This is a genomic window from Streptomyces sp. MCA2, assembly GCF_023544705.1.
GTDB lineage: Bacteria > Actinomycetota > Actinomycetes > Streptomycetales > Streptomycetaceae > Streptomyces > Streptomyces decoyicus.
Genome location: NZ_JAMJFM010000027.1, coordinates 1 through 26,130, shown reverse-complemented (window position 1 = coordinate 26,130; position 26,130 = coordinate 1). Strand labels below are relative to the sequence as shown.

Sequence of the window (26,130 nt, the reverse complement as noted above, 5' to 3'; positions counted from 1 at the left end):
AGAAAGGGGGCGGCGTCGCTTCCCGGACGACCGGGGCGCAGGACCAGGACTCAGCCGTGGTGCCGGGCGGCCTTGCGGCGGGTGGTGGCGAACAGCACCCCGGCACCCACGGCCAGGACGGCGGCGCCGCCGATGGCCAGCGGGGCGGTGGAGCTGTCCCCACCGGTCTCCGCCAGCCGCTGACCGCCGACGGGCGTGCCGCCGCCCTGGGCCTGCGCGGCGTTGCCCTCGGCCTGGGCGGCGTTGCCCTCGGCCTTCGAACTGCCGCCCGGTGCAGGGGCGTCGGCCTCCGCCGGCGTCACCGCATCGGTGTGCGCGCCCGTCCCGCCCCCCTTGTGGTCGTGTTGGCCCGTACCGATCGACGACTTGCCGGCGGCCGCCGAGAGCTGGGTGGCGCTCGGCGCGGAGGCGGTGGGCGCGGGCTTCGCCGCGGACCCGCCGCTGCCCTTTCCGAAGACGACGTCCGAGCAGGTGTAGAACGCCTCCGGGCTGTCCGACCGCTGCCAGATGCTGTAGATCAGATGGCGCCCGGACCGTGCCGGTACCTTCCCGTCGAAGACGTACTCCCCGTTGGTCAGCTTCGGGTCGGTGACCTTCGCGAACGGCTTCGACTCCAGGTCGGACCACTTCAGCGGCTTCGCCGGGTTGTAGCTGCTCTTGGTGAGGTACAGCTCGAAGGACCCCTTGTGGGGCGCCGTGGCCTTGTAGTGGAAGGTGTGGCTGCCCGCCCGCATCGTGGACGAGGGCCAGTCGGCACGGGGCAGGTCCAGGCCCTTGTACTCCGCGCTGTTGGCACTGCACAGCTTGCCGTCCGGGATGCGCGTCCGGGACTGCCCGCCCGCATTGCCGTCCCGTACGCCGTTCCAGTCGTAGAGCGCCTGGGTGCCGCCGGCCTGCACGGCCGCCTTGCACGCCGCGGACTTCGGGCTCTCCGGCCCCTCGGCGAAGCAGGCCGAGACCCGGCTGACCGGGTCCGTCATCGAACCGTGCGCGGCGGCCGGGCTCGCGGTGAGCACGGTGAGCGCGAGCGGCGCGATGCCGGTCAGCGCGATCCCGGTGACTTTGCGACGAACGGTCATCGTGGGGGTCTCCTTCATCATTTGCGTCGAGCGAGGGCACGAGGCAGCACAGTGGTGGGGGGTCGGACGCAGACCACGGCGCCGTCCCCCGGTGAGCGGCGCCAACGGCCCGCAGCGCCGCCTGACGAGAAGCACGCTAGCCCCGCTGAACAGCGCATTTGACGCTCGAAGGCCGTTCCGGAGGATCTTTATGGCGGCCTTAAGGAACGGCTAAGCGGGGGCACAGGCAGGCGGGGAGGAAAGGGGCATCGGGGTGGGGCCAGGTCTCGTAGCCGCCAACTCCCGGGCCCTTCCCTGCCCCTGCCCTCACCGCCCCTAGGCCCCCGTGAAGTCCCCCTGGTCCTCCAGGTGTTCGAGGAGGGTGTCCAGGTCGTTGGCCGGTTCGGGGTCGGGGGTGGTGCCCAGGGGGAGTTCGGCCCAGATGATTTTGCCCTCGGCGGTGTAGCGGGTGCCCCAGCGCTGGGCGTAGCGGGCGATGAGGAACAGGCCGCGGCCTCCCTCGTCGGTGGTCCGGGCGTGGCGGAGGTGCGGGGTGGTGCTGCTGGCGTCCGAGACCTCGCAGATCAGCTCGCGGGCCCGGATCATCCGCAGGCCGATCGGTGCGGAGGCGTGCCGGAGGGCGTTGGTGACCAGTTCGCTGACGATCAGCTCGGTGGAGAAGGCGAGTTCCTCCAGGCCCCACTCCCTCAGCTGTCCGGCGGCGGTCCGGCGGGCCTCGCCGACCGCGGACGGGTCGGCGGGGATCTCCCAAGTGGCCAGCCGGGTCCGGGGCAGGGCCCGGGTACGTGCCAGCAGCAGCGCCACATCGTCGACCGGCCGCCCGCCCGGCAGACCGCCGATCACCGTCTCGCAGAGGTCCTCCAGCGGAGCCTGCGGATCGGCCAGCGCGTCGCGCAGCCTGCTGATCCCCCCGTCGAGATCGAGGGCCTTCCCCAGAAGCAGCCCGTTGGTGTACAGGGCCAGCAGACTCCCTTCCGGCAACGGCAGTTCGACGGATTCGAAGGGCATCCCGCCCAGCCCCAGCGGTGGGCCGGTCGGCAGTTCCAGAAGCCGGCCGGTGCCCTCGGGGCTGACGAGCAGCGGAGCGGGGTGACCGGCGCGGGCCAGGGCGCAGGAGCAGCTGACGGGGTCGTAGACGGCGTAGAGGCAGGTGGCGCCGATGGATCCGTCGTCGGTGTTCGTGTCGTTAGCGACGCGGTTGAGCATGTCGTCCAGATGCGCCAGCACCTCCTCCGGGGACAGGTCCAGGTCCGCGAGCGCCTGTACCGCGGCGCGCAGCCGCCCCATCGTGGCCGCCGCATGCACGCCGTGGCCGACCACATCGCCGACCACCAGCGCGACCCGTGCTCCGGACAGCGGGATCACGTCGAACCAGTCACCGCCGACCCCGCTGAGGGAGTCGGCCGGCAGATAGCGGTAGGCGGCTTCCACCGCGCACTGCTCGGGCAGATCGCGCGGCAGCAGGCTGTGCTGGAGGGTGAGGGCCGCGGTGTGCTCGCGGGTGTACCGGCGGGCGTTGTCGATGGAGATCGCGGCGCGGGCGACGAATTCCTCGGCGAGCACCAGGTCGTCGGGCTGGAACGGTCCGACGGGCTGCCGGCGGGCGAACGCGGCCGCTCCCAGGAAGACGCCCCGCGCCCGGAGCGGCACCACCATCAGCGAATGAAAGCCCAGTCCCCGCAGATGCGCCGCCCGGAACGGGTCGTCGGCCGACCGGCCACCGTCGGCAAGATCCAGCGTCTGGAGCAGCGTGGAGTCGCCCTCGGTCAGGCTCCGCACGACGGGCGCCGACGGGGGATAGGCGGCCGCCTCCCCGATGGCGACCACCGCCTCGGGGCAGCCCTCGCGCACGGACTGCGCTCCGGCCCGGCGCATGGTGAGCAGGTCCGCCGCATCGAGCGGCCCGGGCGCCGCGTCCTCCCTGGTGAGCAGCGCATCGAGCAGATCGACGGTGACGAAGTCGGCGAGGTCCGGAACCGCCGCGTCGGCGAGCTCCTGCGCGGTCCGCCAGACGTCCAGCGAGCTGCCGATGCGCTCGCCGGCCTTGTTCAGCAGCGCCATCCGCTGCCGGGCCCGGTAACTTTCGGTGACGTCGAGGACCATGTAGCAGACGCCGAGCACCTGACCGGCCTCGTCCTCCAGACGGAAGAACGACGTGGAGTAGGCGTGCTCCCGTTGCGGATCGGACTGCGGGCGCCCCAGGTATTCGTAGCCGACCGAGGGGATGCCGGTGCCCAGCACCCGGCGCATCTCCGCCTCGATGGCCTCCCCGTCCAGGCCCGGCTGGATGTCCGCCAGGCGCTTCCCGAGGCGCTGCGCACGGGTGGTACCGCCCATCTCCTCCAGCGCGTCGTTCAGCCACACGAACTGGAGATCGGCGTTCACCATGGCCACACCGATCGGCGACATGCCGAGAATGCCCTCCAGGAACGAGCGGCTCGCCCCCGACCAGGGCGTCTGCGCCATCTCCGCGGCGAGCACGAGACGTACGGAGTCCTTCCGGGCATCCAGGAGGGGCAGGACACGGAACTCCAGGTCGAGGCGGTGGCCGTCCTTGTGCCGTACGGCCTCCAGCCCGCTCCAGCCGTCCGCCGACGCCAGCCGGGTCTGCCACCTGCCGTCCTGCTCGGACCCGGCGCCCACCCCGGCGAAAAGGTCCGCCAGGGGCCTGCCGACGGCCTCCGAGACCGGATAGCCGAGGAGCCGCTCCGCGCCCCGGGTCCAGCCCTGCGCCACCCCCGCACGATCGGCCATCACCACGGCCGTCCGTGTGAGGTCGAAGACCCCGTCTCCGGAGAAACGGCTGCTCTGTGAGGCACTCATCTGACCGGTTCCGTGCCGGTCCACCATGCGGGCACGCGCTCTTCTCGCGGCGGCGCCATCGCTCCTGACCGGCCCTACAACGGTACTCCCTCACCCTGTCCGGGCGCCCTTCGCGGCGGCCCGTGGCGGACCGCTCGGCACGCGTCCGCAACGCCTCCACCCGCCATTGTCAGTGGCCGCTGGCACCATCGGCACATGAGCACCGATGCGCCCGCCGACCCGGCCTCTCAGCCCTCCACCGGACCTTTCAACCCCCCTGCCGCCCAAGGGGAATCGGCCCTGCCGACCGCCGACGCCGCCTACTGGGAAGCGGCCGCCGCCTCCTTCGACGACGAGCCCGATCACGGCCTGCGCGACCCCGCGGTCCGCTCCGCCTGGGCCGCCCGGCTGCGCGGCTGGCTCCCGGCCGGGCCCGCCACCGTCCTCGACCTGGGCTGCGGCACGGGAAGCCTGGCCCTGCTCGCCGCCGAGCTGGGCCATCGGGTCACGGGCGTCGACCGTTCCCCGGGCATGATCGCGCGGGCCCGCGCCAAGCTCGCCGGCCGGGACGCCGCGTTCGCGGTCGGTGACGCCGCCGAACCGCCCGTGGGGGAGCAGCGGTTCGATGTCGTCCTGGTGCGCCATGTCCTGTGGGCGCTGCCCGACCCGGTGGCCGCGCTGCGCCGCTGGGCCGGGCTGCTCACGCCCGGCGGCCGGCTGGTGCTGGTCGAGGGCCGCTGGGGGGAGGCCGAGCCGGTCGGCATCCCGGCCGCCGAACTCACCGGCCTGGTCGAGCCGTTGGCGGCGCGGACGTACGTGGAGAGCCTCTCCGGCGATCCGGCGCTGTGGGGCAAGGAGGTGACCGACGAGCGGTATGTCCTGATCGCCGAGCTCCCGCGCCGGCACACCGAAGTGGTCGACGTCCACCTCGTCCTGCGCCGCGGCGAGGAGGTGCTGCTCGCCCGCCGGGCCGGTACGGGCTATGCGGACGGTCTGCTGCACGCCCCTTCGGGCCATGCGGAGGACGGTGAGGACGTCAGGGAGGCCATGATCCGGGAGGCCGCGGAGGAGATCGGGCTGCGGCTGGCGCCCGAGGACCTGAAGGTCGCGCTCGTCATGCAGCACTGCGCCCCGCCCCCGGCGAAGCCCCGGATCGGCTGGTTCTTCGAGGCGGCGTACGGGGCGGGCGGCGAGCCGTGGAACCGCGAGCCGGACAAGTGCGCCGAGTTGGCGTGGTTCCGGCTGGACGCGCTGCCGGACGACATGGTCGCGTACTGCCGGGCCGGCCTGGACGGACTGCGGGCGGGACACCGCTTCCTGCTCCACTGGCACCGGCCCGGCGACGCCGTCGCCCACGACCCGTCGGCCCCCTCGCGCGCGGTCGCCCTGGACGGGGCGTGGCCGAGCGGGTGAACGGGCCGGCGCGGGTGGCGCGGGCGGCGTGTCAGTCCCGCGCCGCCTCCCGCACATACCGCCATGCCTCGGCGAACGGCCGGTAGCCGAAGGCGTGGTTGACGGCGAGCATCGGGACGTTGTCGGCGTCGTTGTGGGTGAAGGCCTCGGTGCAGCCCGCGTCGCGGGCACGGCGGAGGGAGGCGGTCTTGGCCAGCCGGGCCAGGCCCTGGCCGCGGAAGGCGCGGCGGGTGCCGGTCATGGCGGAGGAGTAGCGGGCGCGGCCGTCGGTGGCGGCCAGGGCGAAGGCGGCGATCTCCCCGTCGACGGTCACCACCGAGGTCAGGTCCAGGTCGATGTGGGGGTGTTCCCAGGTGTGCAGCAGCCAGTCGTCGTAGGCCATGGCGTCGCAGGTGACATCGCCCGGCTCGTCCGCGGTCACCTCCGCGTCCGCCGCGTACAGCAGGTGCGGGTCGGCCTCGAAGTCCGCGCCGGTGTGCAGCCGGACGCCGGAGGGGAGGACGGAGGGGAGCGGCGGCAGGCCGGCGGCCGTGAGATCGAGGCGCAGATAGCGGGCCCGGCGGGTGCGGCGGTAGCCGTGGCGTTCCGCGAAGGCCGGGACGCCGGGCTCGTCCACCGCCCAGGCGAAGAGCCGTTCGGCGCCGGCCGCGACGAGGTGCTCCTCGGCCGCCATCAGCAGGGCATGGCCGACACCCCGGCCGCGGTGCCCGGGACGGACCTCAGGAGTGGCCGCGGCCTGGCCGGGGACGTCCGCGTCGTGCAGCACCGAGGCCTGGACCGCGCCGACGACCCGGCCGTCCAGCTCGGCGACGAACAGCCGCAGACACTGCGCCGCGGGGGCGGTGGAGACCTCCCAGGCGATGCCCTGCGGGGTGGCGAGCCGGTACGGCATCACGGCCCGTCTCAGGTCGGCGACGGCCTTGGCATCGGCGGGGCGGAAGTCGCGCACGGTAAGCGTCATGACGGCGGACGGTACGCGCCGGTAGGCCGTTGTGCCGCTCCTTTTCGCGTGAGCGGGGGAGAGGAGGAGCGGGTGAGCGGAGGGGAGGGGAGGGGGAGAGTAGCGCGGTGTCTGCCGACGGTTCGCCGTCGGCAACGCCACGGTGGGCCCCGAGGGGTGAGCCGCCGAAGAGTGAGACCTCCCGGCAGCGCAGGTGCTCCTGACGCACAATGGGTGCGACAAAACCGCGCACCGACGGGTACGAGTACGCCACGCATCCCCGGGGACGATTCCCCGGGAGCGGGTCGTCGTGCATCCGCCCGCACCACCACCAGCACCAGGAGCGCCACCGTGTCCCCGCAGACCTTGACCATCACCATCGATCCGGCCGCGGACGCCGCGCCGTTCGAGCAGGTACGCACCCAGATCGCGGACCAGGCCAGGGACGGCGGTCTGCCGGTCGGCTACAAACTCCCCACCGTCCGCGGTCTGGCCGAAGACCTCGGCCTGGCCGCCAACACCGTCGCCAAGGCCTACCGCGCCCTGGAGACCGACGGCGTGATCGAGACCCGCGGCCGCAACGGCAGTTTCATCGCCGCGGCCGGCGAGGCCGCGGACAAGGAAGCCGCCGCAGCCGCCGAGAGCTACGCCCGCCGCGCCCGGCGCCTCGGCCTGGACCACCGTGCCGCCCTCGCCGCCGTCGAGGACGCCCTGCGCGCCACCTACCGCACCGACGCCTGAGCGCAGCCACCGCGCCCACGCCCGAAAGGAGCCGCATGCCCAGCAAGCAGGCGCTCGTCCGCCGTCCCGGCCCCCGCCTCGCCGAGGGCCTGGTCACCCATATCGAACGGCGCCCGGTCGACCCCGTGCTCGCCCTGCGCCAGTGGGAGGCCTACGTCCAGGTGCTGCGCGACCACGGCTGGCACACCACCGAGGTCGACCCCGCCGACGACTGCCCCGACGCGGTCTTCGTCGAGGACTCCATGGTGGTGTTCCGCAATGTCGCACTGCTCGCCCGCCCCGGCGCCGGCCCCCGACGCGCCGAGGTGCCCGCCGCCCGCGCGGCCGTGGAGGCGCTCGGCTGCTCCGTCAACGAGATCCGGGCGCCCGGCACCCTGGACGGCGGCGACGTCCTGAAGGTCGGCGACACCCTCTACGTCGGCCGCGGCGGCCGCACCAATGCCGACGGGGTACGCCAACTCCGCGCCGTCTTCGAGCCGTTGGGCGCCCGTGTGGTCGCCGTACCGGTGAGCCGGGTGCTGCATCTGAAGTCCGCGGTGACCGCACTCCCGGACGGCACCGTCATCGGCCACCCGCCCCTGGTCGACGACCCGGCCGCGTTCCCCCGCTTCCTGCCGGTCGCCGAGGAGTCCGGCTCCCATGTCGTGCTGCTCGGCGGCGGCAAGCTGCTGATGGCCGCCTCCGCGCCCCGGAGCGCCGAGCTCTTCGCCGACCTGGGATATCAGCCGGTCGGCGTGGACATCAGCGAGTTCGAGAAGCTGGAGGGCTGTGTGACCTGCCTGTCCGTACGGCTGCGTGAGCTGTATGCATGACGGGGCATCATCCCCGGGCACCTCGTGTGCCTGCCCGGACCGTACCCCGGCCGTGCCTATCGTGGCGCCATGAGCAACCTCGAACTCAGACCCGCGCCCCATCCGTGCGGCGGTAACGGCCGTACGGGCCCGGTCCGCGATGTACAGCCCGGCAAACAGGTACCGCTCGGCGAGAGCACCGTCGTCCGCAGACTGCTGCCGAACCTCGGCCGGCGGATGGTCGGCGCCTGGTGTTTCGTCGACCACTACGGCCCCGACGACATCGCCAGTGAGCCCGGGATGCAGGTGCCGCCGCATCCGCACATGGGCCTTCAGACCGTCAGCTGGCTGCGCGAGGGCGAGGTGCTGCACCGCGACAGCCTCGGCAGCCTCCAGTCCGTACGGCCGCGGGAGCTGGGCCTGATGACCTCGGGCCGGGCGATCGCGCACTCCGAGGAGTCGCCGCCCGGCCATGGCCCGCTCCTGCACGGTGCCCAGCTGTGGGTGGCGCTCCCGGGAGAACACCGCGACACCGCCCCGGCCTTCGAGCACCACACCGACCTGCCGGTGATCACCGGCGGCGGCGGACTCTCCGCCACCGTCATCCTCGGCGAACTGGACGGTGCCACCTCGCCCGGCACCACCTACTCCCCGCTGGCCGGCGCCGACCTCACCCTCGCCGCCGGTACGGACGCCCGTCTGCCGGTCGACCCCGACTTCGAGTACGCGGCGCTGACCATCTCCGGCGAGAGCGAGGTCGACGGGGTGCGCCTGGCCCCCGGCGCTCTCCTCTACCTCGGCTGCGGACGCAGCGAACTGCCCCTGCGCGCCGATTCCGACAGCAGCCTGATGCTGCTCGGCGGCGAGCCCTTCGAGGAGAAGATCGTCATGTGGTGGAACTTCGTGGGGCGGTCACAGGAGGAGATCGAGGAGGCGCGTGCGGACTGGACGGCGGGGGAGCGCTTCGGCCAGGTGAAGGGGTACGACGGGGGACCGCTGCCCGCTCCGGAACTGCCTCCGGTGCCGCTGAAGGCGCGGGGAAGGGCGCGCTGACCTGCGGAGAGACCGGTGACCCGGTGACCCCGGTGACCCCGGTGACCCCGGGGATCCAGGGCGGCATCCGTTCGTTCCGGGGCCGGTGCGGACCGTTGAGCTGCGCGGACCGTTCACAGGTCCGGATGGTCGGGTACGGGGGAGGCGGCGACGGCGTCGTCGAGGATCTGCTCCCGCCCCGAGATGATCAGCCTGTTGAGGGCGGCGGCCAGGGGGAGGATCTCGCCGGGCCCGCTCGGGGCGGTGATCCGGGGGGACGACTCCTCGAGGAAGGTCATCGCCTTCCGCATGAGGCGGTGCGCCTCGGGAGTGGTGGGAAGCGCATCGGCTCTGATCAGGTTGAGCATCGTCTCCAGTGCCTCGGCCAGCTCGCGGACCGTTTCGCGCATCTCGGTTTCATCGGACTCCATGCCGCATACGATCGCGGATCGCGGGGGGATACGCCATGCCGCCCGTCGCGGCCGGAGGGCAGCCGCCGCCGCACCGCGGTGCGGCGGTGCGGCAGCGGTACGCGGCAATGGCGCGGTCACCCTTCGCAGGATCGCAGGATCGCCGGAGGCACGGAGGCACGGAGGCACGGAGGCACGGGGGCACGGGGGCGCGGTCAGAGGTACAGCCCGGCATCGGCTCCCGCGTCCTGGGCCGGGACCGACGTGGGCCGGATACCGCGGCGCAGCGCATACAGTTCGGCGAGCGAGGCGCCCTCGCGTCCGATGCCCGCTTCCGTGCCGAGCCACCGCACGGCCTCCGCGCGGCTCAGCGGGCCGACCTCGATACGGGCCAGACAGCGCCCGGGGCGGATCACCGCCGGATGCATCCGCTCCAGATCCTCGTTGGTGGTCACGCCGACCAGGACGTTACGGCCCTGGCCCAGCAGCCCGTCCGTCAGATTGAGCAGCCGTGACAGCGCCTGGCCCGCGGCGTGCTTGGCCTCGCCGCGGATCAGTTCGTCGCAGTCCTCCAGGAGCAGCAGCCGCCAGCGGCCCTTGCCGGTGCTGTCGTCCTCGCCGATCGCGATGTCCATCAGATAGCCGACGTCGTTGAACAGCCGCTCCGGGTCCAGCACACAGTCCACCTGGCACCAGTCGCGCCAGGAGCGGGCGAGCGTGCGCAGCGCGGAGGTCTTGCCCGTACCGGGCGGGCCGTGCAGCAACAGCAGCCGGCCGGCGATCTCCTCGGGCGCCACCTTCATCAGCCGGTCCATCGCATCGGCCACCGGAGCGGTGTAGTTGGGCCGGATCTCCTCCCAGGTGCCGGCCGAGATCTGGCGGGACGTACGGTGCGGTCCGCGGCGCGGGGAGAAGTACCAAAAGCCCATCGGGACGTTCTCCGGCTGCGGCTCCGGTTCGTCCTGCGCCCCGTCCGCGGCCTGTGCCAGCACCTTCTCGGCGAGGGCGTCGGTGACGGCGGTGACCGTCACATCGGCGCCGCGGTTCCAGCGCGAGACCAGCACGGTGAAACCGTCGCCCTCGGCGAGCGTGGCGCTGCGGTCCTCGTCCTTCGCCGAGCGCAGGATCCGTGCGCCCGCCGGCAGCAGCGTCAGACCCGACTTCACCCGGTCCAGGGACCGGCTGCGGGCGTACGGCTGCTCGCCCTTGGCGAACCGCCCCAGGAAGAGCGCATCGACGACATCGGAGGGCGAATCGCTGTCGTCCATGGTCAGCCGGAGCGGAAGGGACTCCTCGGCGGCGGTCGGCTGGACGTGATCGGCACACATGCCGCCATGATCTGTCACAGTGGCCCGTCGCGTACACGGATTATCCCGGCGTTTTCCCTGTACCAGAACAGAACTGTTACCCAGAAAGCCGGGCGTAACGGTTCCTTCGCTCGCTAATCTGCCCAATGTGCGACGTCATGGTGGGGAACGTCAGGGCCGGGTCCTTGCGATTGCGGCCGGGGTGGCGGTGCTGGCGATAGTGCTGGCGCTGTGCTCCCTTCCGGGCGACGAGGGCGGGGACGCGAAGCGGCCGGCGCGGCCGCGTACCGCGGGTCCGGCCGTCGGCTGGGGGTTCACCCACACCCAGTTCAGCGCGGACCGCGGCACCGACACGTCCACCGCACGGGCCGCCCGGCTGCTGGCCGCCCACCCGATGCCGCAGAACCAGCATCTGATGGGCTGGGGCGCGGACAACCCCGAACCGAGTCCGGGCCGCTATGACTTCGCCGACCTGGACCGCCGCCTCGCACTGATCCGGCGGACCGGCGGCACGCCCGTCCTGACCCTGTGCGGCGCACCGGACTGGATGAAGGGCGGCAAGGCCGGCCACACCGACTGGAGCACACTGGAAAAGGCGCCCGACCCGGCGCATTACGCGGACTTCGCCGCCCTCGCCGCAAAGGTCGCCGAGCGCTATCCGGACGTCCGGCACTTCGTCGTCTGGAATGAATTCAAGGGATTCTTCGACGATGCCAAAGGCCGCTGGAATTACGAGGGATACACCCGCCTGTACAACCTCGTCCGCCGTGCGCTGAAGAAGGTGAACAGCGCCAATCAGGTGGGCGGGCCCTATCTGGTGATGGACAGTTACGTCCCGGGCGACGACACCTACGCCTCCGACCTCAAGGGCCCCTGGGGGAGCATCGACCGGCGCACCCTCGACGCCCTCACGTACTGGAACCGGCACAAGACGGGCGCGGATTTCCTGGTCGTCGACGGCTCCAGCTACAGCAAGGACGACCGCTACGCTCCCGACCCGTTCGCCGCCGCCCGGAAGTTCGCCGATGTGGGGCGGTGGCTGCGCAAGGAGACCGGGCTGCCGCTGTGGTGGGCGGAGTGGTACGTCGAGATCGCGGACGGGAACGACGACCGGGCCGGCTGGAGCGAGCGCCGGCGCACCGCCGCGCAGGCCACCGCCCTGATCGAGATGGCGGCCGGCGGCGCCACCAGCGGGTTCTACTGGAACCCGGAGAACGAGGGGGCCGACTGCCCCGGATGCCTGTGGACCAGCACCGAACTCGACGACGGCGGACGGCAGCTGCCGATGATGGACCTGCTGTCCCGGTTCTCCGGTGCCTTTCCGCCCGGGGACCGGCCGCATGACCTCGACACCGGCGGGACGAAGGTCCGGGGGCTGGCCGACGACCGGACCGCGCTGCTGGTCAACACCAGGGACCGTCGGGCCGTGGTGACGGTGGACGGGAAGGAGGTCACGCTCGACGGGTACGCGGTGCGGTGGATCGACCGCAGGTGAGGCGTGCGGGAACCACCTCTGAGTCGTTGTGCACCGGTTCGGTGGCGCTTCGGCGCCGCTTCTGAAGGCCGGAACGCTCCCCGAGGACGCCCCGTCCCGCCGGCCGTCCCTCACGACATCGTCATGAACCGCTGCACCAGCGCCGCCAGGAACACCAGCAGCAGCGGCAGTGAGAACCAGAACAGCCCTTGGATCCAGTGCAGTTGGCGCACGCTCGGTGCGACCGCGACCCGGAGCACCTCGCGCGCCGCCAGCACCACGACCAGCGCGAGCGCGGCCAGCGCACCGAGCACCGACCACGGGGTCCAGGTCACCTGCGGACCGGGCCGGCCGGGCCGGGGCTGCGGGACCTCGCCCGCCGGGCGCCGCGTCAGCTCGTAGACCGCCGCATGCCGGTTGGACAGCACCCGCCGCAGCTCGGGGCGCCCGTCCAGGGCGGTGCGCAGCCGCGCTTCCCAGTCCTTGCGGTATCCGGAGTCCAGCCGCAGCGACTCCGACTGGTCGTGGTTGACGATGAGGTACGACTGCGGCCCCGCGTCCCGCAGGGCGGTGACGACCGGGCCGACCCGGTCCGGATCGCGCGGCGCCAGGGCCGGTTCGTACTGCACCCGCTCCATGTCCTTCGCGCCCCAGGGCATCGCCGGGGTGACGTTGTTGACGGGGTCGCTGCTCAGCCACAGCAGCCGCACCGTCGGCCGGTCGTGCGCGTAGACGTACTCCATCGCCGCGACCTCGCCCGGTCTGATCCGCTCGAACGGCTCGTTGCCCCAGCGGGCCACCAGGAACCCGACGGCCAGGATCAGACCGGTCAGCAGCGCGGCGAGCGGGCCGAGACCGCGCCGGGCTCCCGTATCGCGCGGGAACAAGGCCAGCGCCGCCAGCACACCGGCACCCGGCAGCGCGAACAGAAAGACCCGCAGCCCCATTTCGCCGCCGTAGGACTGCATACCGAACGCCAGGAAGGGGACGAAGGCCAGCACCGGCAGGGCGCGTTCCGTGAAGCCCGCCGCCCGCCGCCGCAGCACGCCCCAGCAGGCCAGCGCCAGCACCCCGCCCGCCAGCGCGACCCGGGTGTAGAGCACCAGCCGGTGCGTGGGGTCGCCGCCGATCCGGTCCGTGACGGACGAGGAGACATTGCCGCCGATGCCGCCGAGCCCGCCGAAGAGCTCGTCGAAGTGGCCGGACCAGTACGGCTCGGCCAGGAACCCCACCCAGGCCGCGACCAGCACGCCGCACAGCAGCGGCAGGCCGTAGAGGCTGGTGCGGCGGGCGAGCACCAGAACGGTCAGCACCCCGAGCATCACGAACGGGGTGAGCTGATGGCCCGCCACCGACGCCACGAACAGTGCGATCAGCACGCCGAGCAGCGTCACCAGCTGGCCGCGGCCGGCCGGCCGTACCTCCGCCTCGCCGGGCCTGCGAAGACCCCACGTCGGCCGGGGGTCGCGGAACCACACCAGCAGGATCGCCACGAACGCGAGGTAGAGGAGGTAGGTGAACCCCTGCGGGGAGAAGTAGTCCTGGCCGACCCAGCCGCACAGCGCGAACAGCCAGGCCGCGCACCACTTCGCCCGCCAGCTCGCCCGCACCGCCTTCAGCAGCAGGAAGAGCGGTGCCAGAGCGAGGAGTTGTACGGCCGTCGGCCACCAGCGGAGCACCTCGGTGAGGTCGGTGACCCCGCAGGCCCCGGCCACGAACTGCACCCCGGCGAAGAAGCCCGGCCAGCTCCAGCGGGCGTCCAGGTCCGGTACCGCGGTGCCGGTTCTGCCGAGGTACTCCAGGAAACCCAGATGCTGCCAGGCCGTCGGGAAGCGCGGCTCGGTCTCCAGTACGGCCGGCAGCGCATGCAGCGCCACGACTGTCAGCAGCAGCACGGCGGTGAGCAGCACCCGCCGCGGCCGGGAGAGCCACAGCGCCGCGCCGAACGCCGCCACCAGCAGGACGACCCCGACGAGCGTCGCCGCGGGCAGCACCGAGATCAGCCCGAGCCCGCTCATCCGGTCCAGGGCGGTGTCGCCCATGCCGCGCAGCGGCAGCCAGAACAGGGCGAGCGCGGTGGCCAGCAGCGCCCAGACGGCGAGGTCGGGGCGGCTCCGCAGCCGCGTGAGGAGCGGCGATCCGCGCCGGAGCAGGGAACGGGGCTCCGCCGCGGTGGCCGGCTCACGCTCCGTCGCGTACACCCGCACCGCATCCCCCAGGTCACCGTGGACGGCCAGATCCGCCAGATCCCCGTCGGGCGCGCTCCCGCCCGCCGGTGTCCGCGGGCGCGGCCCGGACACCGCCCCGCGCAGCACCCGGCTCAGCCGGACGCCCGCGATCGCGACGATCACCGCCAGGCTGGAGATCTCGGCGACGCCGGCTCCGGTCAGCCCCATCCGCGGCAGCAGCACCAGTGTCAGCCCGAGCACCAGCACACACAACAGGCCCTGGAGGGCGGCCAGTCCGGACGTACGGCTCTGGGCGCGCAGCACCGCGAAGTGGACCTCCATCACGACCCGCAGCACGGCCCCCACCGCGAACCAGCGCAGCAGCGGCGTCGCCGCCTCCGCGTACCCCGGGCCGAAGATCTCCAGGAGGTAGGGCGCGCCGAGGAACAGGACGAGACAGACCGGGAGCATGATGCGGGCCATCCGCAGGAGCGCGGCCCGGGTGTGGTGCGCCAGCTGGGCCGGATCGTGCGCCCCCTCGACGGTCAGCGAGGCGCCCATGTTGAGGGCGAGCAGATTGACCGTGCCGCCGATGGTGGTGGTGATGTAGAAGTACGCGTTGTCCGCCGCGCTGACCTGCGAGGCGACCAGTACGGGGACGAGGTAGACCACGGCCAGCGAGAACAGCGACCCGGTGTAGTCCCCGGCCAGGAACCGGCCCATCTCCTTGAGCGACGGCGGCCGGGCGGCCCGCTGCGTGGCCCGGACGTGCCGGGGGACCAGCCGCCGGAACACCAGCCAGCCCAGCGGAATCACCGACACCGCGATCGCCGCGGCCCAGGAGACGAAGACCCCGGCCGTGGGGACCGCGACGGCGAACACCCCCAGCAGCCCCAGCTTCACCGCGGAGAAGGCGAGGTTGCCCACCGGCACCCACAGCGCACTGCGCAGCCCGGTCAGCACCCCGTCCTGAAGGGTGAGCAACGACCAGGCGACCACGGCCAGCAGAAAGCCCAGGCCGTTCAGCGTGCCGTGCAGAAAGCGGTAGGAGGGCCCCCAGAGGTCGAGGGTGAGCAGAAAGACGGCCGCGGCGACGGCCACCACGACCGAACTGCCCGCGTAGGTCCGCAGCACCAGCCGGCCGGTGTTCCGCCCGGCGACCGGGATGAAGCGGGCCAGCGCACCGGTCAGGGTCACCGCGGTCAGTCCGGCCAGCAGCTTCATCGCGGCGATGGCCGCCGAGCCCTGGCCGACCGCGGACTCCGTGTAGTAACGGGCCGCGACCAGCCAGAACCCCAGGCCGAGCAGCCCGGAGACGCCGGTGTTGAGCATCAGCGCATAGGCGTTGCGGAACAGCGGACTTCCGCCGCCCCGCCCCGGGAGGCGCGGTCCCGGGCCGCCGCCTCCCCGTGGCTCCGGTTCGGTGTGCTCCTCGGTCCTGGTGGTGGTGTCAGACACCGGCTCGGTTGCCCTTTCTTGTGCCGCGGGCGTGCCGCGGTGTGCTCAGCGGCCCGGTGTGCACAGCCGTACCGCCTGCCGCGCTCTGCGGACCACGGCGTATCCCTTGGTGAGCACCCGGTCCCGGGCGAAGGCGCGGACCAGACTGCGGCCCTCGACGATCCGGGCGAACTCCTCGGTGTCCGTACGGCGCCGCACCGTCAGCCGCGCCAGGGCATAGGGCCCCTGACAGCGGGCCGCGAGCGCGTTGCCCACCGCGAGTGCCTGCCGGAACCCCAGACCGCGCACCGTCTGCCGCACCCGCCGGCTGGAGTAGCCGTAGGGGTAGGCGAAGGACTCCGGCGGCGCCCCGACCTGCTCGGTGATGATCTCCTTGCAGCGCAGCACCTCGTGCCGCAGCCGTGCGTCACCGAGGCCGTCCAGCTGCGGATGGCTGTGGCTGTGCCCGCCGATCTCCACACCGGCCGCGGCCAGTTTCCGTACCTGGTCCCAGTCGAGCATGGTGTCCAGGGCGCCCCCGGTGTCGTACGGGCCGCGCAGCCACCCGGTCGACACGAAGAGGGTGGCGGGGAAGCCGTGCCGGGCGAGCGCGGGCAGCGCATGCCGGTACACGCCTTCATAGCCGTCGTCGAAGGTGATCAGCACCGGCTTGGCCGGCAGCGGACGGCCGCCCCGCCAGGCCGCCGCGAGCGCGGCGGTGGTCAGCGGGGTGAAGCCGCCGTCGGCCAGCACCGCGAGCTGCGCGGCGAAGGCCTCGGGCGGCACGGACAGCTCCCGTACGGCGGGTGTGGGGGCCACGGTCACCGCGTGGTACATCAAAATCGGCACCACGGGCGGGTGTTCGCTCATGCCGCCGCCCCCTCGCGCGCCGGGACCGCCCCCACGGCCCCGCTCTCCGCGCGGTCCCCGCCCACCGGGGGCTCGAAGGGGGTGCGCTTCCCGCGGGCCCGTACCGTTCCCCACACATAACCGCCCGCCGCGGCCGCCACCCCGGCGACGATCGCGCCCGCCCGGCCCGCGCCGCCCGGCCTGCGCAGCAGCGCGTCCCGTACCCCGCGCAGCACCCCCACGGGCAGCACCCGGGTCGTGTAACGCCGCTCGGTCGCCAGCCCGTCCCGCGCGCCGACGCTGCGGGCCACCAGCGCCTTGGACAGGCCTTCGGCATACGCCCGGCTGCGGAAGTAGCCGAACCGCTGCCGCTCGTACGGGACCCGGTGATGGATGACCGACCGGTCGTCGATCAGCAGGACCGCCTCCGGCAGGGAACGGCTGATCCGGATGCACAGCTCGGTCTCCTCGCAGCCCAGCGGGCGCCGGCCGGCATCCCGGCCGATGCCGACGGCGAACCCGCCGACGAGGTCGAACGCCACCCTGCGGAAGGAGGCATTGCCGCCCAGGACATTGCGCACCCGCACCGTCCCCGCCGGCAGACCGCGGTACGTACAGCCCACCACCCAGTCGAACTCCTCGGGGAACCACACCGGACGGCGGCCGGACGCCCAGACCGGCTCGGTGCGCCCGCCGACCGCCATCACCGCCGGGTCCGCGTACGCCGCGGCGAAGTGCCGCAGCCAGTCCCGCTCGGCCACCGCGTCGTCGTCGAGAAAGGCGATGATCTCGCCGTCGGCCCTCGCGATACCGGTGTTGCGGCCCGCGGACAGTCCGCGGGGTCCTGAATTGGCCATGATCAGCAGGGGAGTTGTGGGAGCACCGGGAGCGGATGCGCCCGCGTGAGCGCCCCTGAAGTGCTCCCTGAGCCGGGTGAGCAGCGCGGGGTGATGGTCCACCACGAGCAGCAGCTCATGGGCCGGATGGGACTGGTCGCCCACCGACGCCACCGCGGCGAGGATGTCGTCCCACCGGTCCTCGGTGTGGACACAGATGACGACGGAGATCCGCGGCGCCGGGCCGGCCGCCGGTCCCGCCGCGCTCACCGGGCGTTCCCGGTGATCAGCGCGGGCCGCGCCGCCCGGTTCCTTCTGGAGCCGCGCTCGCGCAGGATCACCTTCAGCACCCGCAGCCCGTCCCGGACCGCCCGCAGATTGCTGACGCCGTGGATGCGGTTGTACTCGTGGCTGGGGATCTCCTGCACCCGCAGCCCGGCCTTGACCACCCGGATGTTCATCAGCGTCTCGACCTCGAACCCGGCGCAGTCCAGGGCTATTTCGTCCAGGCAGTGCCGCCAGAAGGCGTTGTATCCGTAGCACAGGTCGGTGTAGCGGGCGCCGAACTTGGTGTTCACGACGGCGGTCAGTACGCGGTTGCCGAGCTTGCGGACGGGCGTCATATCGTCCGTGCCACCGCCGTTGGCGAACCGCGAGCCCTTGGCGAAGTCGGCCCCGGACACCAGTGCCGAGACATAGCTGACGATCTCGCCGCCGTCGGCCGACCCGTCCGCGTCGATCATCACGATGATCTCGCCGGTGCAGGCCGCGAATCCGCTGATCAGGGCGTCGCCCTTGCCCTTGCCGCGCTGCGGTACGACCGTGACGCCCGGCCACAGGTCACGGGCGACCCGGACCGTGTCATCGGTGGAGTTCCCGTCGACCAGGATCACTTCATGGATCCAGTCCGGCAGGGTCTTGAAGACGTACGGGAGATTCTCCGCCTCGTTCATCGCCGGGATGACGACACTGACCGGCGGAGCGATGGCCAGATGCGAGGAGACGGGACGGTAGACGGAGTGGTCCGGCGGCAGCGTCAGCGGCGGTTCTTCCGCATCGGCCTGGCGAAGGAACGAGCTCATCGGGTTTCTTGCCCTCTCGTCCGGTGGACCGCCCACCCCCGGGCGGTCCGTGTGGTTATCCGGGTCGAAAGGGGGGTTCACACCCCGGTCGGCACGGCAGGGATCACCGTCCGAACAGGGCGAGCAGGCATGCGGGTTTCCGGCTGCGCGGCTCGTGCTCCGGTCATCGGCAAGCTGTGATCAGCAGGCGACGACCGAGCGCACGGGACCCCCCCACCGCGCACCGCACCGGTCGCTTCATCGTGTCGCTCGCGCTCTCCCCAAGAGCCGTCTTGCGATGATCGTCCGGTGCGGGTGGATGTGCGTCGGTATTGATGACTGGGACTGTAGGGCACGACATCCGGCGTCAAATACCCTTTGCGGCAACCGACAGGTGCACATGGGGGCACGCCCGTATTGATGCACCGGCGCACGCCCCGTTGCGCCGTCTTGAAGGCTGCGAAAACCCGGGCGCCGGGGGCTTGCGACGGTTATGAGTCATCCCCCCGACCGGATCCGGCCCACCCGCTTGAGCAGGCGGTCGGCGGGCGCGAACAGCTCCGGCCTGGCCAGCACCGCGTTGCGCAGCGCACGGACCGGCGCACGCCGCGCGCGATGCCCCAGCGCCACGGGATGCCGCCGCATCACCCACCCCTCGGACACCACGAGCTCACGGGTCTTGAGGGAGTCCTTGTAGTCCTTCGCACCGCGCCCCAGGTCGAGATAGTCCAGGGAGTCCGCGGCCGCCGCCTGCGCCATCCGCAGATGCAGCACCAGCCCGGGGGAGAACTTCGCGAACTGCGGGTCGTAGGCCGGGAACCAGCAGGCGAGGACGGACGGTGAACGCAGCCCGAAGTGCGCCGCGACCGGCCGCTCGCCCGCGTACAGCACCGACAGCAGCCCCGCGAAGGAATCGGTACGGGTGTGGAAGAGCCGCTGTGCGAGCCGGACGATCCAGGGCTGGGCAAAGCGGTCGCTGCGACCCGTCCTGCGGTACTGCGCGGACTTCCACCGCATGAGCTCCCGCAGCGCCGCCGGATCGCGCTCGTCATGGACATAGCGCAGCGGCCCGACGTCCCGGCCGAGCTTGCGTTCCTTGGCGAGGGTGGACCGGGTGAACTTCGGCGACCGCGCCCGCAGCCCCGTCAGATAGGCCTCGAAGCCCTGGTCCACCTCGATGACGGGCGAGGCGTGACCGCTGAACGAGGCCGCCTCGAAGGGGCTCTGGCCGGCCACCAGGTGGTCGAACTCCAGCACCGACAGCCCGCAGGCCCGCAGCAGATCCTGGGCGTCCCACCGGAACCCGGGCCGGTGCACCAGCCCCTGGGCATCCGAGACGCCCAGACCGATCGCCCGGCCGGTGCCGAGCGCCGAGCGCTGGAAGGGCAGAAACGCGGCAGGACCGCCGTCCTGGTGGAGCACCGCGATGCGTACCCCGCCGCGGCAGTGGCCGACGGCCAGCGTGAACTCGGGGGAGAGGAAGGGGTTCGCCAGCTGCGGCGCCCCCAGGGAGCGTGCCCGGGACTGGAGGGCGGTCCAGGCGCTCCGGTCGGCCCCGGTCAGTTCACCGGGGCGGTACACCGCCACGTCCATATCAGTCCGCCCGGCTTCCCGGCGCCCGGCGGGCCCGCCGCCGCACCGCACCGACCAGCAACAGGGCGCCGCTGAGCGCCGCCACGGCGAGAACACCGCCGCGCAGCGACCACAGATGCAGCGCGAGCATGGTCTGTGCCACCAGCAGATCGACGGCCAGCGCGCCGGCCCCGGCGGCGACCGCGCGGCCGAGCGGATCCATCCGGCCGAGCACCACGGCGAGCGCACCGGCCGGCGCCATCAGAAGGAAGAAGAGGGTGAACGGCGCACGGAGCGGCGAGCCGATGCCGGCGAGCGCGAGGACGGCTCCCATGGCACCGATGCCGGCCGCCACCCCCGCGACCAGCGACACGGTGGCGCTCGTCGGCCGTTCGTCGGGTGGTGGCTGATCGTACGAGCCGTCGTGAGCGATGGTCTTGGTGTGCATTGGCAGCTTTGCCCCCCATAAGCGCCGGATGCCGGGCCTCAATGTCGCGCAACGCTCGGAGCACCGTCAAGACACGAAGAAGACCGGAAACCTACGCAACCGGGCACGGGGCGGGGCTCTGGCGGGCCGCCCTCGGACGGCGCAATGGCGGCTGTGCGGGCCGGCCGTCCGGAGACTGGGAGGACGTGCCGGGAGGCGGGGTGACAGCGCTGGAAGGAGCCGCGTCCGTGGAGCCGCCGAGCGGAACTGCCCTGACGGTGATCATGGTAGGTCTGACCGTGGCCACCGGAGTGCTCGACGCCGTCAGCTTTCTGGCGCTCGGTCAGGTCTTCACCGCCAACCAGACCGGCAATCTGCTCTTCCTCGGCTTCGGGATCGCCGGGCAGGGCGGGCGGCCGGTCCTGGCGACGGCGGTGTCGCTCGGCGCCTTTGCGGTGGGCGCGGCGCTGGGGGCCCGGCTGGAATCGGCGCTGGCCGCACGGCACCACCAGTGGTTCCCGGTCGCGCTGACCACGGAGGCGGCGCTGTTGGTCGCCGCCGCGGCGGCCGCCTGGGAGTCGGGGCCGTCCCGCGGCCTGCCGCCGGGCCGGCGCTGTGCCGCCATCGGGCTGATGGCGGTGGCGATGGGCATGCGCAATGTCACCGCCATACGGGCCGCCGTGCCCGACCTCACGACGACGGTGGAGACCCGGGCGATGACGGCCCTGGTGAGCGGGTCACCACTGGGGCGCGACAAGAGACTGGGGTACGGCAGTCACGCCGGGGGCCGCCGGCTGTTCTCGGTCGCCGGGCTGTTCGCCGGCGGTCTCCTCGGTGCCGGGCTGCTCGGCCTGGGGACCCGTCCGGCACTGGTGCTCCTGCTGGTGGCCGCGTTCATCGCGGCCACCGCCTTCCTCGTGCCCGGCCTCGCCCGCCGCCGGCGCACCACCGAGGGCTGACGTGTCGGCCGACTGCCCGCAGGTGTCAAGATCGCGCCCCACCGCAGGGGCCCGATCAGGCCGCCCCGCTTCGGCCGTGACAGCCGTCGCCGCCCTGCACACCGGAGCAGGAACGCGCGGTGAGCAACCCCCCGGAACGGCACATTTACCGTGGCTCGCCCATAACTTTTGGCATGGACACTTCCGGCTACCGACGAGTTTTGGTACGACAAAAGTGGCAGAGATCCTGCTAAGGGAGGTTCCATGAGACTGTCCCGGTTTGCGGCCTTGACGTCCGCCTTCTTCGTCACCACGGCGCTCGCGCTCGCCGGCGCGAGCGCCGCCGCGTCCGCCCAACTCCCCACCGCCACGGGCTATGTGGCCCTCGGCGACTCCTACTCCTCCGGTGTCGGAGCCGGCAGCTACGACAGCGCCAGCGGCTCCTGCAAGCGCAGCTCCAAGGCCTACCCGGCCCTCTGGGCGGCCGCGCACTCCCCCTCCTCCTTCCAGTTCACCGCCTGCTCCGGCGCCCGAACGGGTGACGTCCTGAGCGGTCAGCTCGCCCCCCTCAACAGCTCCACCGGCCTGGTCAGCATCACCATCGGCGGCAACGACGCAGGATTCGCCGACACCATGACGACCTGTGCGCTCCAGGGCGAGAGCGCCTGTCTGTCCCGGGTGGCCCAGGCCAGGAGCTACATCGACAACACCCTGCCCGGTCAGCTCGACGGGGTGTACAACGCCATCTCCCAGAAGGCCCCGGCCGCGCATGTGGTGGTCGTCGGCTACCCCCACTTCTACAAGCTCGGCGGCAGCTGTATCGCCGGCCTCTCCGAGAAGTCCCGCGCCGCGATCAACGCCGCGGCCGACGACATCAACGGCGTCACCGCCAAGCGGGCGGCCGACCACGGCTTCCGCTTCGCCGATGTCAATGCCACCTTTACCGGCCATGAGCTGTGCTCCGGCAGCGCCTGGCTGCACAGCGTGACCTTCCCCGTCCTGGAGTCCTACCACCCCACCGCCACCGGGCAGTCCGGCGGCTATCTGCCGGTGTTCGCCTCCGCTGCGTAATCATCCGCCCGCCGGGCACCGGGGAGAGACGGTGAGATCCCGCTCTCTTCCCGGCGGCTCTGGCGGCCCGTCAGACGTCCCGCAGGGCTTCCATCGAAGCCCGATGACGCTCAACTCGCCCTGGTCCATGCGGTGTACGTGACATTCCGTATGGTGTTCGTCAACGTCAAGGCGAGGCAGGTGAATCCGTTGACCGGTCTGCACGCGTGTCCTCCAAGAGAGATAGGGTTACCCTGCCCGGGCCGGGTGCCCTCGTAGGGTGGGGAGAGTCATGGAACAGATAACAGTGCGTAGCAGGGCGCGAGTCCCTGCCATCAACTGCGGGAGCAGTGCGTCCAGTGCGCGTCTCGACCGCCATCTCGCGGTGCTGGGTGGCCCCGCCATCCCACAGCGTGAGGCGGAGGGGGCGACATTGCTGATGCGTGAGCTCACCAAGCGTGATCATTCGCGTACGAGGAACGGCCGCGGCGCCAGGGTGTCGCTGTTCGCGCCGCTGCGCAGGCTGCGGCGCTCGCTGTTCGGGGGTCACGGCTGAGCCGCTTCTGAAGCGGCATCTCGGGCGATCACACCGTCCCGGCGCGGCACTGCGGTCCGATCGCTCGTCAGGCCCAGGGCGCCGGCAGCTCGTCGGTGTGCTCGCCGGGGCGGAGTTCCTCGCCCCTGAGGTGCCGTGCGGCGCCCGCTCTTCGCCCGGCCTCGTCCCCGCCCGGCCGGTGCACCACTCCCCACCACCCGTTGCTCCGCGACGGGTGGGTTTTTTTGTCCGTGATGCCGCGCCGCCGGCCCTGAGCGGTGGAGAGCACGACGCCGGGCGGACACGGGCCGCGGCACGGACCGGGGCCCTCACAACAGCGCGAACTGCCCCTCCGGGCCCTCCTCGTGATGGTCGAGCACGGAGGCCGGGCGGTGCGCGGAGACCGGCGCCGGGAGGATGCCGGCCGCGCGCAGTTCGCCCGCCGTCAGCTGCGGACCGTCCGTCGTCCGCTCCCGCAACTCCTCGCACTCCGGCCGCAGTTCGTCCAGCAGCGCCAGTACGGTGATCAGCTCCAGCAGCTCCGACGTCCACTCCTGCGGCCAGTTCGCGGGGCGCAGCGCCGCCAGCGAACCGGCCTCGGGCGCCTCCGTCCCCGCCGCGGCGGCGCCGGTGCGCTCGGCCAGCCAGGCCTCCAGGACGCGTACGCCGCCCGCGTGGAAGTCCCAGGCGCCCCGCGGCACCGGTGAGATCCGGCCGCCGCCGAGCAGCAGCGCCTCCTCCTCCGGGTCGTAACCGAAGTCCTGGGGCAGCCCGCGGGCGGGGAGCGCGGAACGTACGTACGGGCGGCGGCCGCCCGGCATCCGGGGCCGTTCGCCGCCGCCGGCGCCCGCCGCCCCGTGCGCGCAGGCGCCACGGGTGCCGAGCCACAGCAGCCGCTCGCCGAGCGCGACGCCGCGGTCCCAGAACTCCGGGGCGGCGGTGAGCGGCACCGTGCAGCCGTCGGGGGAGTGCTGGGCGCTCACGGCGAGCCAGGCGAGCAGATCCGTCGGGCCTGCCGGGCGGTCCAGGCGCCGGGCGAGCAGATCGAGCAGGCCCGGGGCGAGATTCGGTTCCTGTCCGCCGGGCCGCCGGTAGAGCGGATGGATCCGTCCGGGGCGGCCGGCCGGCGAACGCCCGTCGGGCAGCAGCGTGGAGCACACCACCGCGGGGCCGGGCACCTGCGGCACCTGCCCCCACTCGACGACGAACAGCTGCCGTGCGTCCGCCACCCGCCACAGCTCCGGCCGCGCCCCGTCGATCAGCCGGTGGTCGGGCAGCAGCCACTGCTGGTCGAAGGGGCCGTGCGCCACCCGCACCGGCTCGGGGCACGGCCCGCTCGCCCGGTGGAGCCGCTCGGTGGGGGTGGCCTGGCCCGGCAGCTGGCCGACGGCGGAGTGCAGGGTCCGGGCGCGGGACGGCCGGAACAGCCGCTCGCGGGCCGCCGCGTCCTCGGCGTCCACCAGCGCCGCCCAGCGGGCGCGCAGCGTGGCCGGATCGGGCGCCAGTACCCAGGAACGGCCGAGCCGCAGCGGCGCCACGGACCACGGCATGAGATCGGACAGCCGTGGCGCGTCCTGCTTCGCCGTCACGCGGAGCCCCTCCCGGACCGTTCGGTTGACCCCGGCATGGTATCCACCGGCCCCGCACCCGTACCGAATCCGCAGGTTCCGTCCACCGTCCGGGGCGGGCGGGCAGGCGGTCTTCCGCTTGCTGATCTTGAAGGAGTACGGTCCTGGCCGTACGCCCGACCACGCGGTGCGGACCTGGCTCCGCCCTGTGCGCCGGGACCTGCTCAGGGGAGGACCGCCATGACGGACACCACCTCCTCCACGCCTGAACGGCGCGGGGGACCCCCCATCGGCCACCGGGCCGCCGCGCGGCTGGACCGGCTGCCGCCGTCCCGGTGGCACCGCCGGATCACCCTCATCGTCGGCCTCGGCGCCTTCTTCGACCTCTACGAGATCTTCCTCGGCGGGGTGCTGGCTGCGGTCCTCGCCGAGCAGTGGCACCTCGGGCACACCGCGAAATCCTGGGTGATCGCCGCCGGGTTCCTCGGGATGTTCGTCGGGGCGAATGTGCTGTCGGTGCTCGCCGACCGCTTCGGACGGCGCCGGATGTTCATGATCAACCTGGCGGCGTACTCGTTCTTCTCGCTGCTGTGCGCGTTCGCCCCGGACCTGTCCTGGCTCCTGGTACTGCGCTTTCTGTCCGGCCTCGGGCTCGGCGCCGAACTCGTGCTGGTGGACACCTATCTCGCGGAGTTCCTGCCCCGGGCGGTGCGCGGTCGCTATATCGCCTATGCCTACACCTTCGGGTTCCTCGGCGTTCCGGTCGCCGCGCTGCTCGGCGCCCGGCTGGTGGCCGAGCAGCGGCTGCTGGGCATCGAGGGCTGGCGCTGGCTGCTGGTGGCCGGTGCGCTGGGTGCCGCGTTCATCCAGCTCATGCGCCGCCAACTGCCGGAATCACCACGGTGGTTGACGGTACGGGGGCGCGGTGAGGAGGCCGAACGGATCGTGGCCGGGCTGGAGGAGCGGGTGGCCCGGGAGAGCGGCGGCAGCCTGCCGTCCGTACCGGAGGCGGAGACCGTCCCGGAGCGGAAGGTGCCGCTGGCCGACATGTTCCGGGGCGACCAGCGGCGGCGCACCGTCATGTGGTGGATCTTCCAGGTGCTCCAGACCGTCGGCTACTACGGCTTCGGGTCGCTGGCGCCGGTGGTGCTCACCGCGAAGGGCCACACCGTCACCGAGTCGCTGCTGTACGCGGCGCTGAGCTTCTGCGGCTATCCGATCGGCTCCGCGCTGTCCGTCCCGCTCATCGACCGGATCGAGCGCCGGACGCTGATCATCGCCTCGGCGCTCGGTATCGCCGGCTGCGGTCTGGCCTTCGGGTTCGCCGACGCCACCTGGGCCGTCGTCACCTTCGGCTTCCTGCTGACGGTGTGCAGCAATGTCTTCTCCAACGCGTTCCACGTCTACCAGACCGAGATCTTCCCGACCGGCCTGCGCAGCAGCGCGATCGGCATCGCCTACTCGCTGTCCCGGCTCACCTCGGTCCTGCTGCCGTTCGTCGCACTGACCGTGCTGAACGACCTCGGAGCGCCCGCGGTCTTCACCGGCTCGGCGGCGCTGATGCTGCTGCTGTGCCTGGACGTGGCGCTGTTGGGGCCACGCAGTACGGGCCGCAGCCTTGAGAGGATTTGAGCCCACGTTTTTGTCTGGCCCGCCGTGGTGGTTGTTCGCCGTTGCGCCTGCGGCGGGCGGGTCCGCTG

The 26,130-nt window shown here is 72.6% G+C and carries 21 protein-coding genes; 9 read left to right on the top strand and 12 right to left on the bottom strand.

Features of this window, described 5'->3' with window-relative positions; genetic code table 11:
- Positions 1–50: 50 nt before the first annotated feature.
- On the bottom strand, positions 51–1,079 hold the full coding sequence (locus tag M8I34_RS22370; RefSeq protein WP_250051682.1) for a lytic polysaccharide monooxygenase: 1,029 nt from the start codon (positions 1,077–1,079) through the stop codon (positions 51–53).
- Between the two features lie 315 nt (positions 1,080–1,394).
- Positions 1,395–3,902 (bottom strand): SpoIIE family protein phosphatase, encoded by a 2,508-nt coding sequence (locus M8I34_RS22365; RefSeq protein ID WP_250051680.1) that lies wholly within the window; start codon positions 3,900–3,902, stop codon positions 1,395–1,397.
- A gap of 195 nt (positions 3,903–4,097) precedes the next feature.
- Here M8I34_RS22365 and M8I34_RS22360 point away from each other — a divergent pair, with 195 nt between their 5' ends.
- A complete protein-coding gene (locus M8I34_RS22360; protein ID WP_250051678.1) occupies positions 4,098–5,294 on the top strand; it encodes a methyltransferase domain-containing protein in 1,197 nt (398 codons plus the stop codon).
- Between the two features lie 31 nt (positions 5,295–5,325).
- Here the strand turns inward: M8I34_RS22360 and M8I34_RS22355 are convergent, their stop codons facing one another.
- The gene (locus M8I34_RS22355; RefSeq protein WP_250051676.1) at positions 5,326–6,255 is read right to left on the bottom strand and encodes a GNAT family N-acetyltransferase; all 930 of its coding nucleotides are present in this window, start codon (positions 6,253–6,255) and stop codon (positions 5,326–5,328) included.
- Between the two features lie 330 nt (positions 6,256–6,585).
- Between M8I34_RS22355 and M8I34_RS22350 the strand changes: the two genes are divergently transcribed.
- The 3 genes from M8I34_RS22350 to M8I34_RS22340 all read left to right on the top strand — a co-directional run bounded on the left by M8I34_RS22350 (position 6,586) and on the right by M8I34_RS22340 (position 8,819).
- Positions 6,586–6,975: a GntR family transcriptional regulator gene (locus tag M8I34_RS22350; protein ID WP_053208374.1), complete on the top strand. Its 390-nt coding sequence runs from the start codon at positions 6,586–6,588 to the stop codon at positions 6,973–6,975.
- A gap of 35 nt (positions 6,976–7,010) precedes the next feature.
- Positions 7,011–7,787, top strand: coding sequence for a dimethylargininase (gene ddaH, locus M8I34_RS22345; protein WP_250051674.1), 777 nt, complete (start codon positions 7,011–7,013; stop codon positions 7,785–7,787).
- 69 nt (positions 7,788–7,856) lie between these two features.
- On the top strand, positions 7,857–8,819 hold the full coding sequence (locus tag M8I34_RS22340; protein ID WP_244415749.1) for a pirin family protein: 963 nt from the start codon (positions 7,857–7,859) through the stop codon (positions 8,817–8,819).
- A 113-nt stretch (positions 8,820–8,932) separates the two neighbouring features.
- Here M8I34_RS22340 and M8I34_RS22335 read toward each other — a convergent pair whose 3' ends face one another.
- A complete protein-coding gene (locus tag M8I34_RS22335) occupies positions 8,933–9,229 on the bottom strand; it encodes a hypothetical protein (protein WP_244415750.1) in 297 nt (98 codons plus the stop codon).
- A 194-nt stretch (positions 9,230–9,423) separates the two neighbouring features.
- A complete protein-coding gene (locus tag M8I34_RS22330; protein ID WP_250051672.1) occupies positions 9,424–10,536 on the bottom strand; it encodes a DUF5925 domain-containing protein in 1,113 nt (370 codons plus the stop codon).
- 127 nt (positions 10,537–10,663) lie between these two features.
- Between M8I34_RS22330 and M8I34_RS22325 the strand changes: the two genes are divergently transcribed.
- Positions 10,664–12,010, top strand: a complete 1,347-nt coding sequence (locus M8I34_RS22325; protein WP_250051670.1) for a xylan 1,4-beta-xylosidase — start codon at positions 10,664–10,666, stop codon at positions 12,008–12,010.
- A gap of 110 nt (positions 12,011–12,120) precedes the next feature.
- On the opposite strand, the gene M8I34_RS22320 is transcribed toward M8I34_RS22325, so the two are convergent.
- The 6 genes from M8I34_RS22320 to M8I34_RS22295 all read right to left on the bottom strand — a co-directional run bounded on the left by M8I34_RS22320 (position 12,121) and on the right by M8I34_RS22295 (position 20,360).
- A complete protein-coding gene (locus M8I34_RS22320) occupies positions 12,121–15,615 on the bottom strand; it encodes a lipopolysaccharide biosynthesis protein (RefSeq protein ID WP_374210969.1) in 3,495 nt (1,164 codons plus the stop codon).
- A 45-nt stretch (positions 15,616–15,660) separates the two neighbouring features.
- The gene (locus M8I34_RS22315) at positions 15,661–16,464 is read right to left on the bottom strand and encodes a polysaccharide deacetylase family protein (protein WP_250051668.1); all 804 of its coding nucleotides are present in this window, start codon (positions 16,462–16,464) and stop codon (positions 15,661–15,663) included.
- Positions 16,461–17,549 (bottom strand): glycosyltransferase family 2 protein, encoded by a 1,089-nt coding sequence (locus M8I34_RS22310; RefSeq protein WP_250051666.1) that lies wholly within the window; start codon positions 17,547–17,549, stop codon positions 16,461–16,463. The genes M8I34_RS22315 and M8I34_RS22310 overlap by 4 nt, the downstream gene beginning before the upstream one ends.
- The gene (locus tag M8I34_RS22305; RefSeq protein ID WP_250051664.1) at positions 17,546–18,361 is read right to left on the bottom strand and encodes a glycosyltransferase family 2 protein; all 816 of its coding nucleotides are present in this window, start codon (positions 18,359–18,361) and stop codon (positions 17,546–17,548) included. The genes M8I34_RS22310 and M8I34_RS22305 overlap by 4 nt, the downstream gene beginning before the upstream one ends.
- Before the next feature lie 477 nt (positions 18,362–18,838).
- On the bottom strand, positions 18,839–19,933 hold the full coding sequence (locus tag M8I34_RS22300) for a GNAT family N-acetyltransferase (protein ID WP_250051662.1): 1,095 nt from the start codon (positions 19,931–19,933) through the stop codon (positions 18,839–18,841).
- A 1-nt stretch (position 19,934) separates the two neighbouring features.
- Positions 19,935–20,360, bottom strand: a complete 426-nt coding sequence (locus M8I34_RS22295) for a hypothetical protein (RefSeq protein WP_250051660.1) — start codon at positions 20,358–20,360, stop codon at positions 19,935–19,937.
- Positions 20,361–20,587: 227 nt separating this feature from the next.
- Here M8I34_RS22295 and M8I34_RS22290 point away from each other — a divergent pair, with 227 nt between their 5' ends.
- From M8I34_RS22290 to M8I34_RS22280, 3 genes are all read left to right on the top strand, one after another.
- The gene (locus tag M8I34_RS22290) at positions 20,588–21,298 is read left to right on the top strand and encodes a YoaK family protein (protein ID WP_250051658.1); all 711 of its coding nucleotides are present in this window, start codon (positions 20,588–20,590) and stop codon (positions 21,296–21,298) included.
- 243 nt (positions 21,299–21,541) lie between these two features.
- Positions 21,542–22,348, top strand: a complete 807-nt coding sequence (locus M8I34_RS22285) for an SGNH/GDSL hydrolase family protein (RefSeq protein WP_250051656.1) — start codon at positions 21,542–21,544, stop codon at positions 22,346–22,348.
- 271 nt (positions 22,349–22,619) lie between these two features.
- Positions 22,620–22,883, top strand: coding sequence for a hypothetical protein (locus M8I34_RS22280; RefSeq protein WP_244415760.1), 264 nt, complete (start codon positions 22,620–22,622; stop codon positions 22,881–22,883).
- 308 nt (positions 22,884–23,191) lie between these two features.
- On the opposite strand, the gene M8I34_RS22275 is transcribed toward M8I34_RS22280, so the two are convergent.
- Positions 23,192–24,451 (bottom strand): type ISP restriction/modification enzyme, encoded by a 1,260-nt coding sequence (locus M8I34_RS22275; RefSeq protein WP_250051654.1) that lies wholly within the window; start codon positions 24,449–24,451, stop codon positions 23,192–23,194.
- A gap of 219 nt (positions 24,452–24,670) precedes the next feature.
- On the opposite strand from M8I34_RS22275, the gene M8I34_RS22270 reads away from it, so the two are divergent.
- Entirely contained in the window at positions 24,671–26,062 is a 1,392-nt protein-coding gene (locus M8I34_RS22270) for an MFS transporter (RefSeq protein ID WP_250051653.1), read from the top strand.
- The last annotated feature ends 68 nt before the right edge of the window (positions 26,063–26,130 follow it).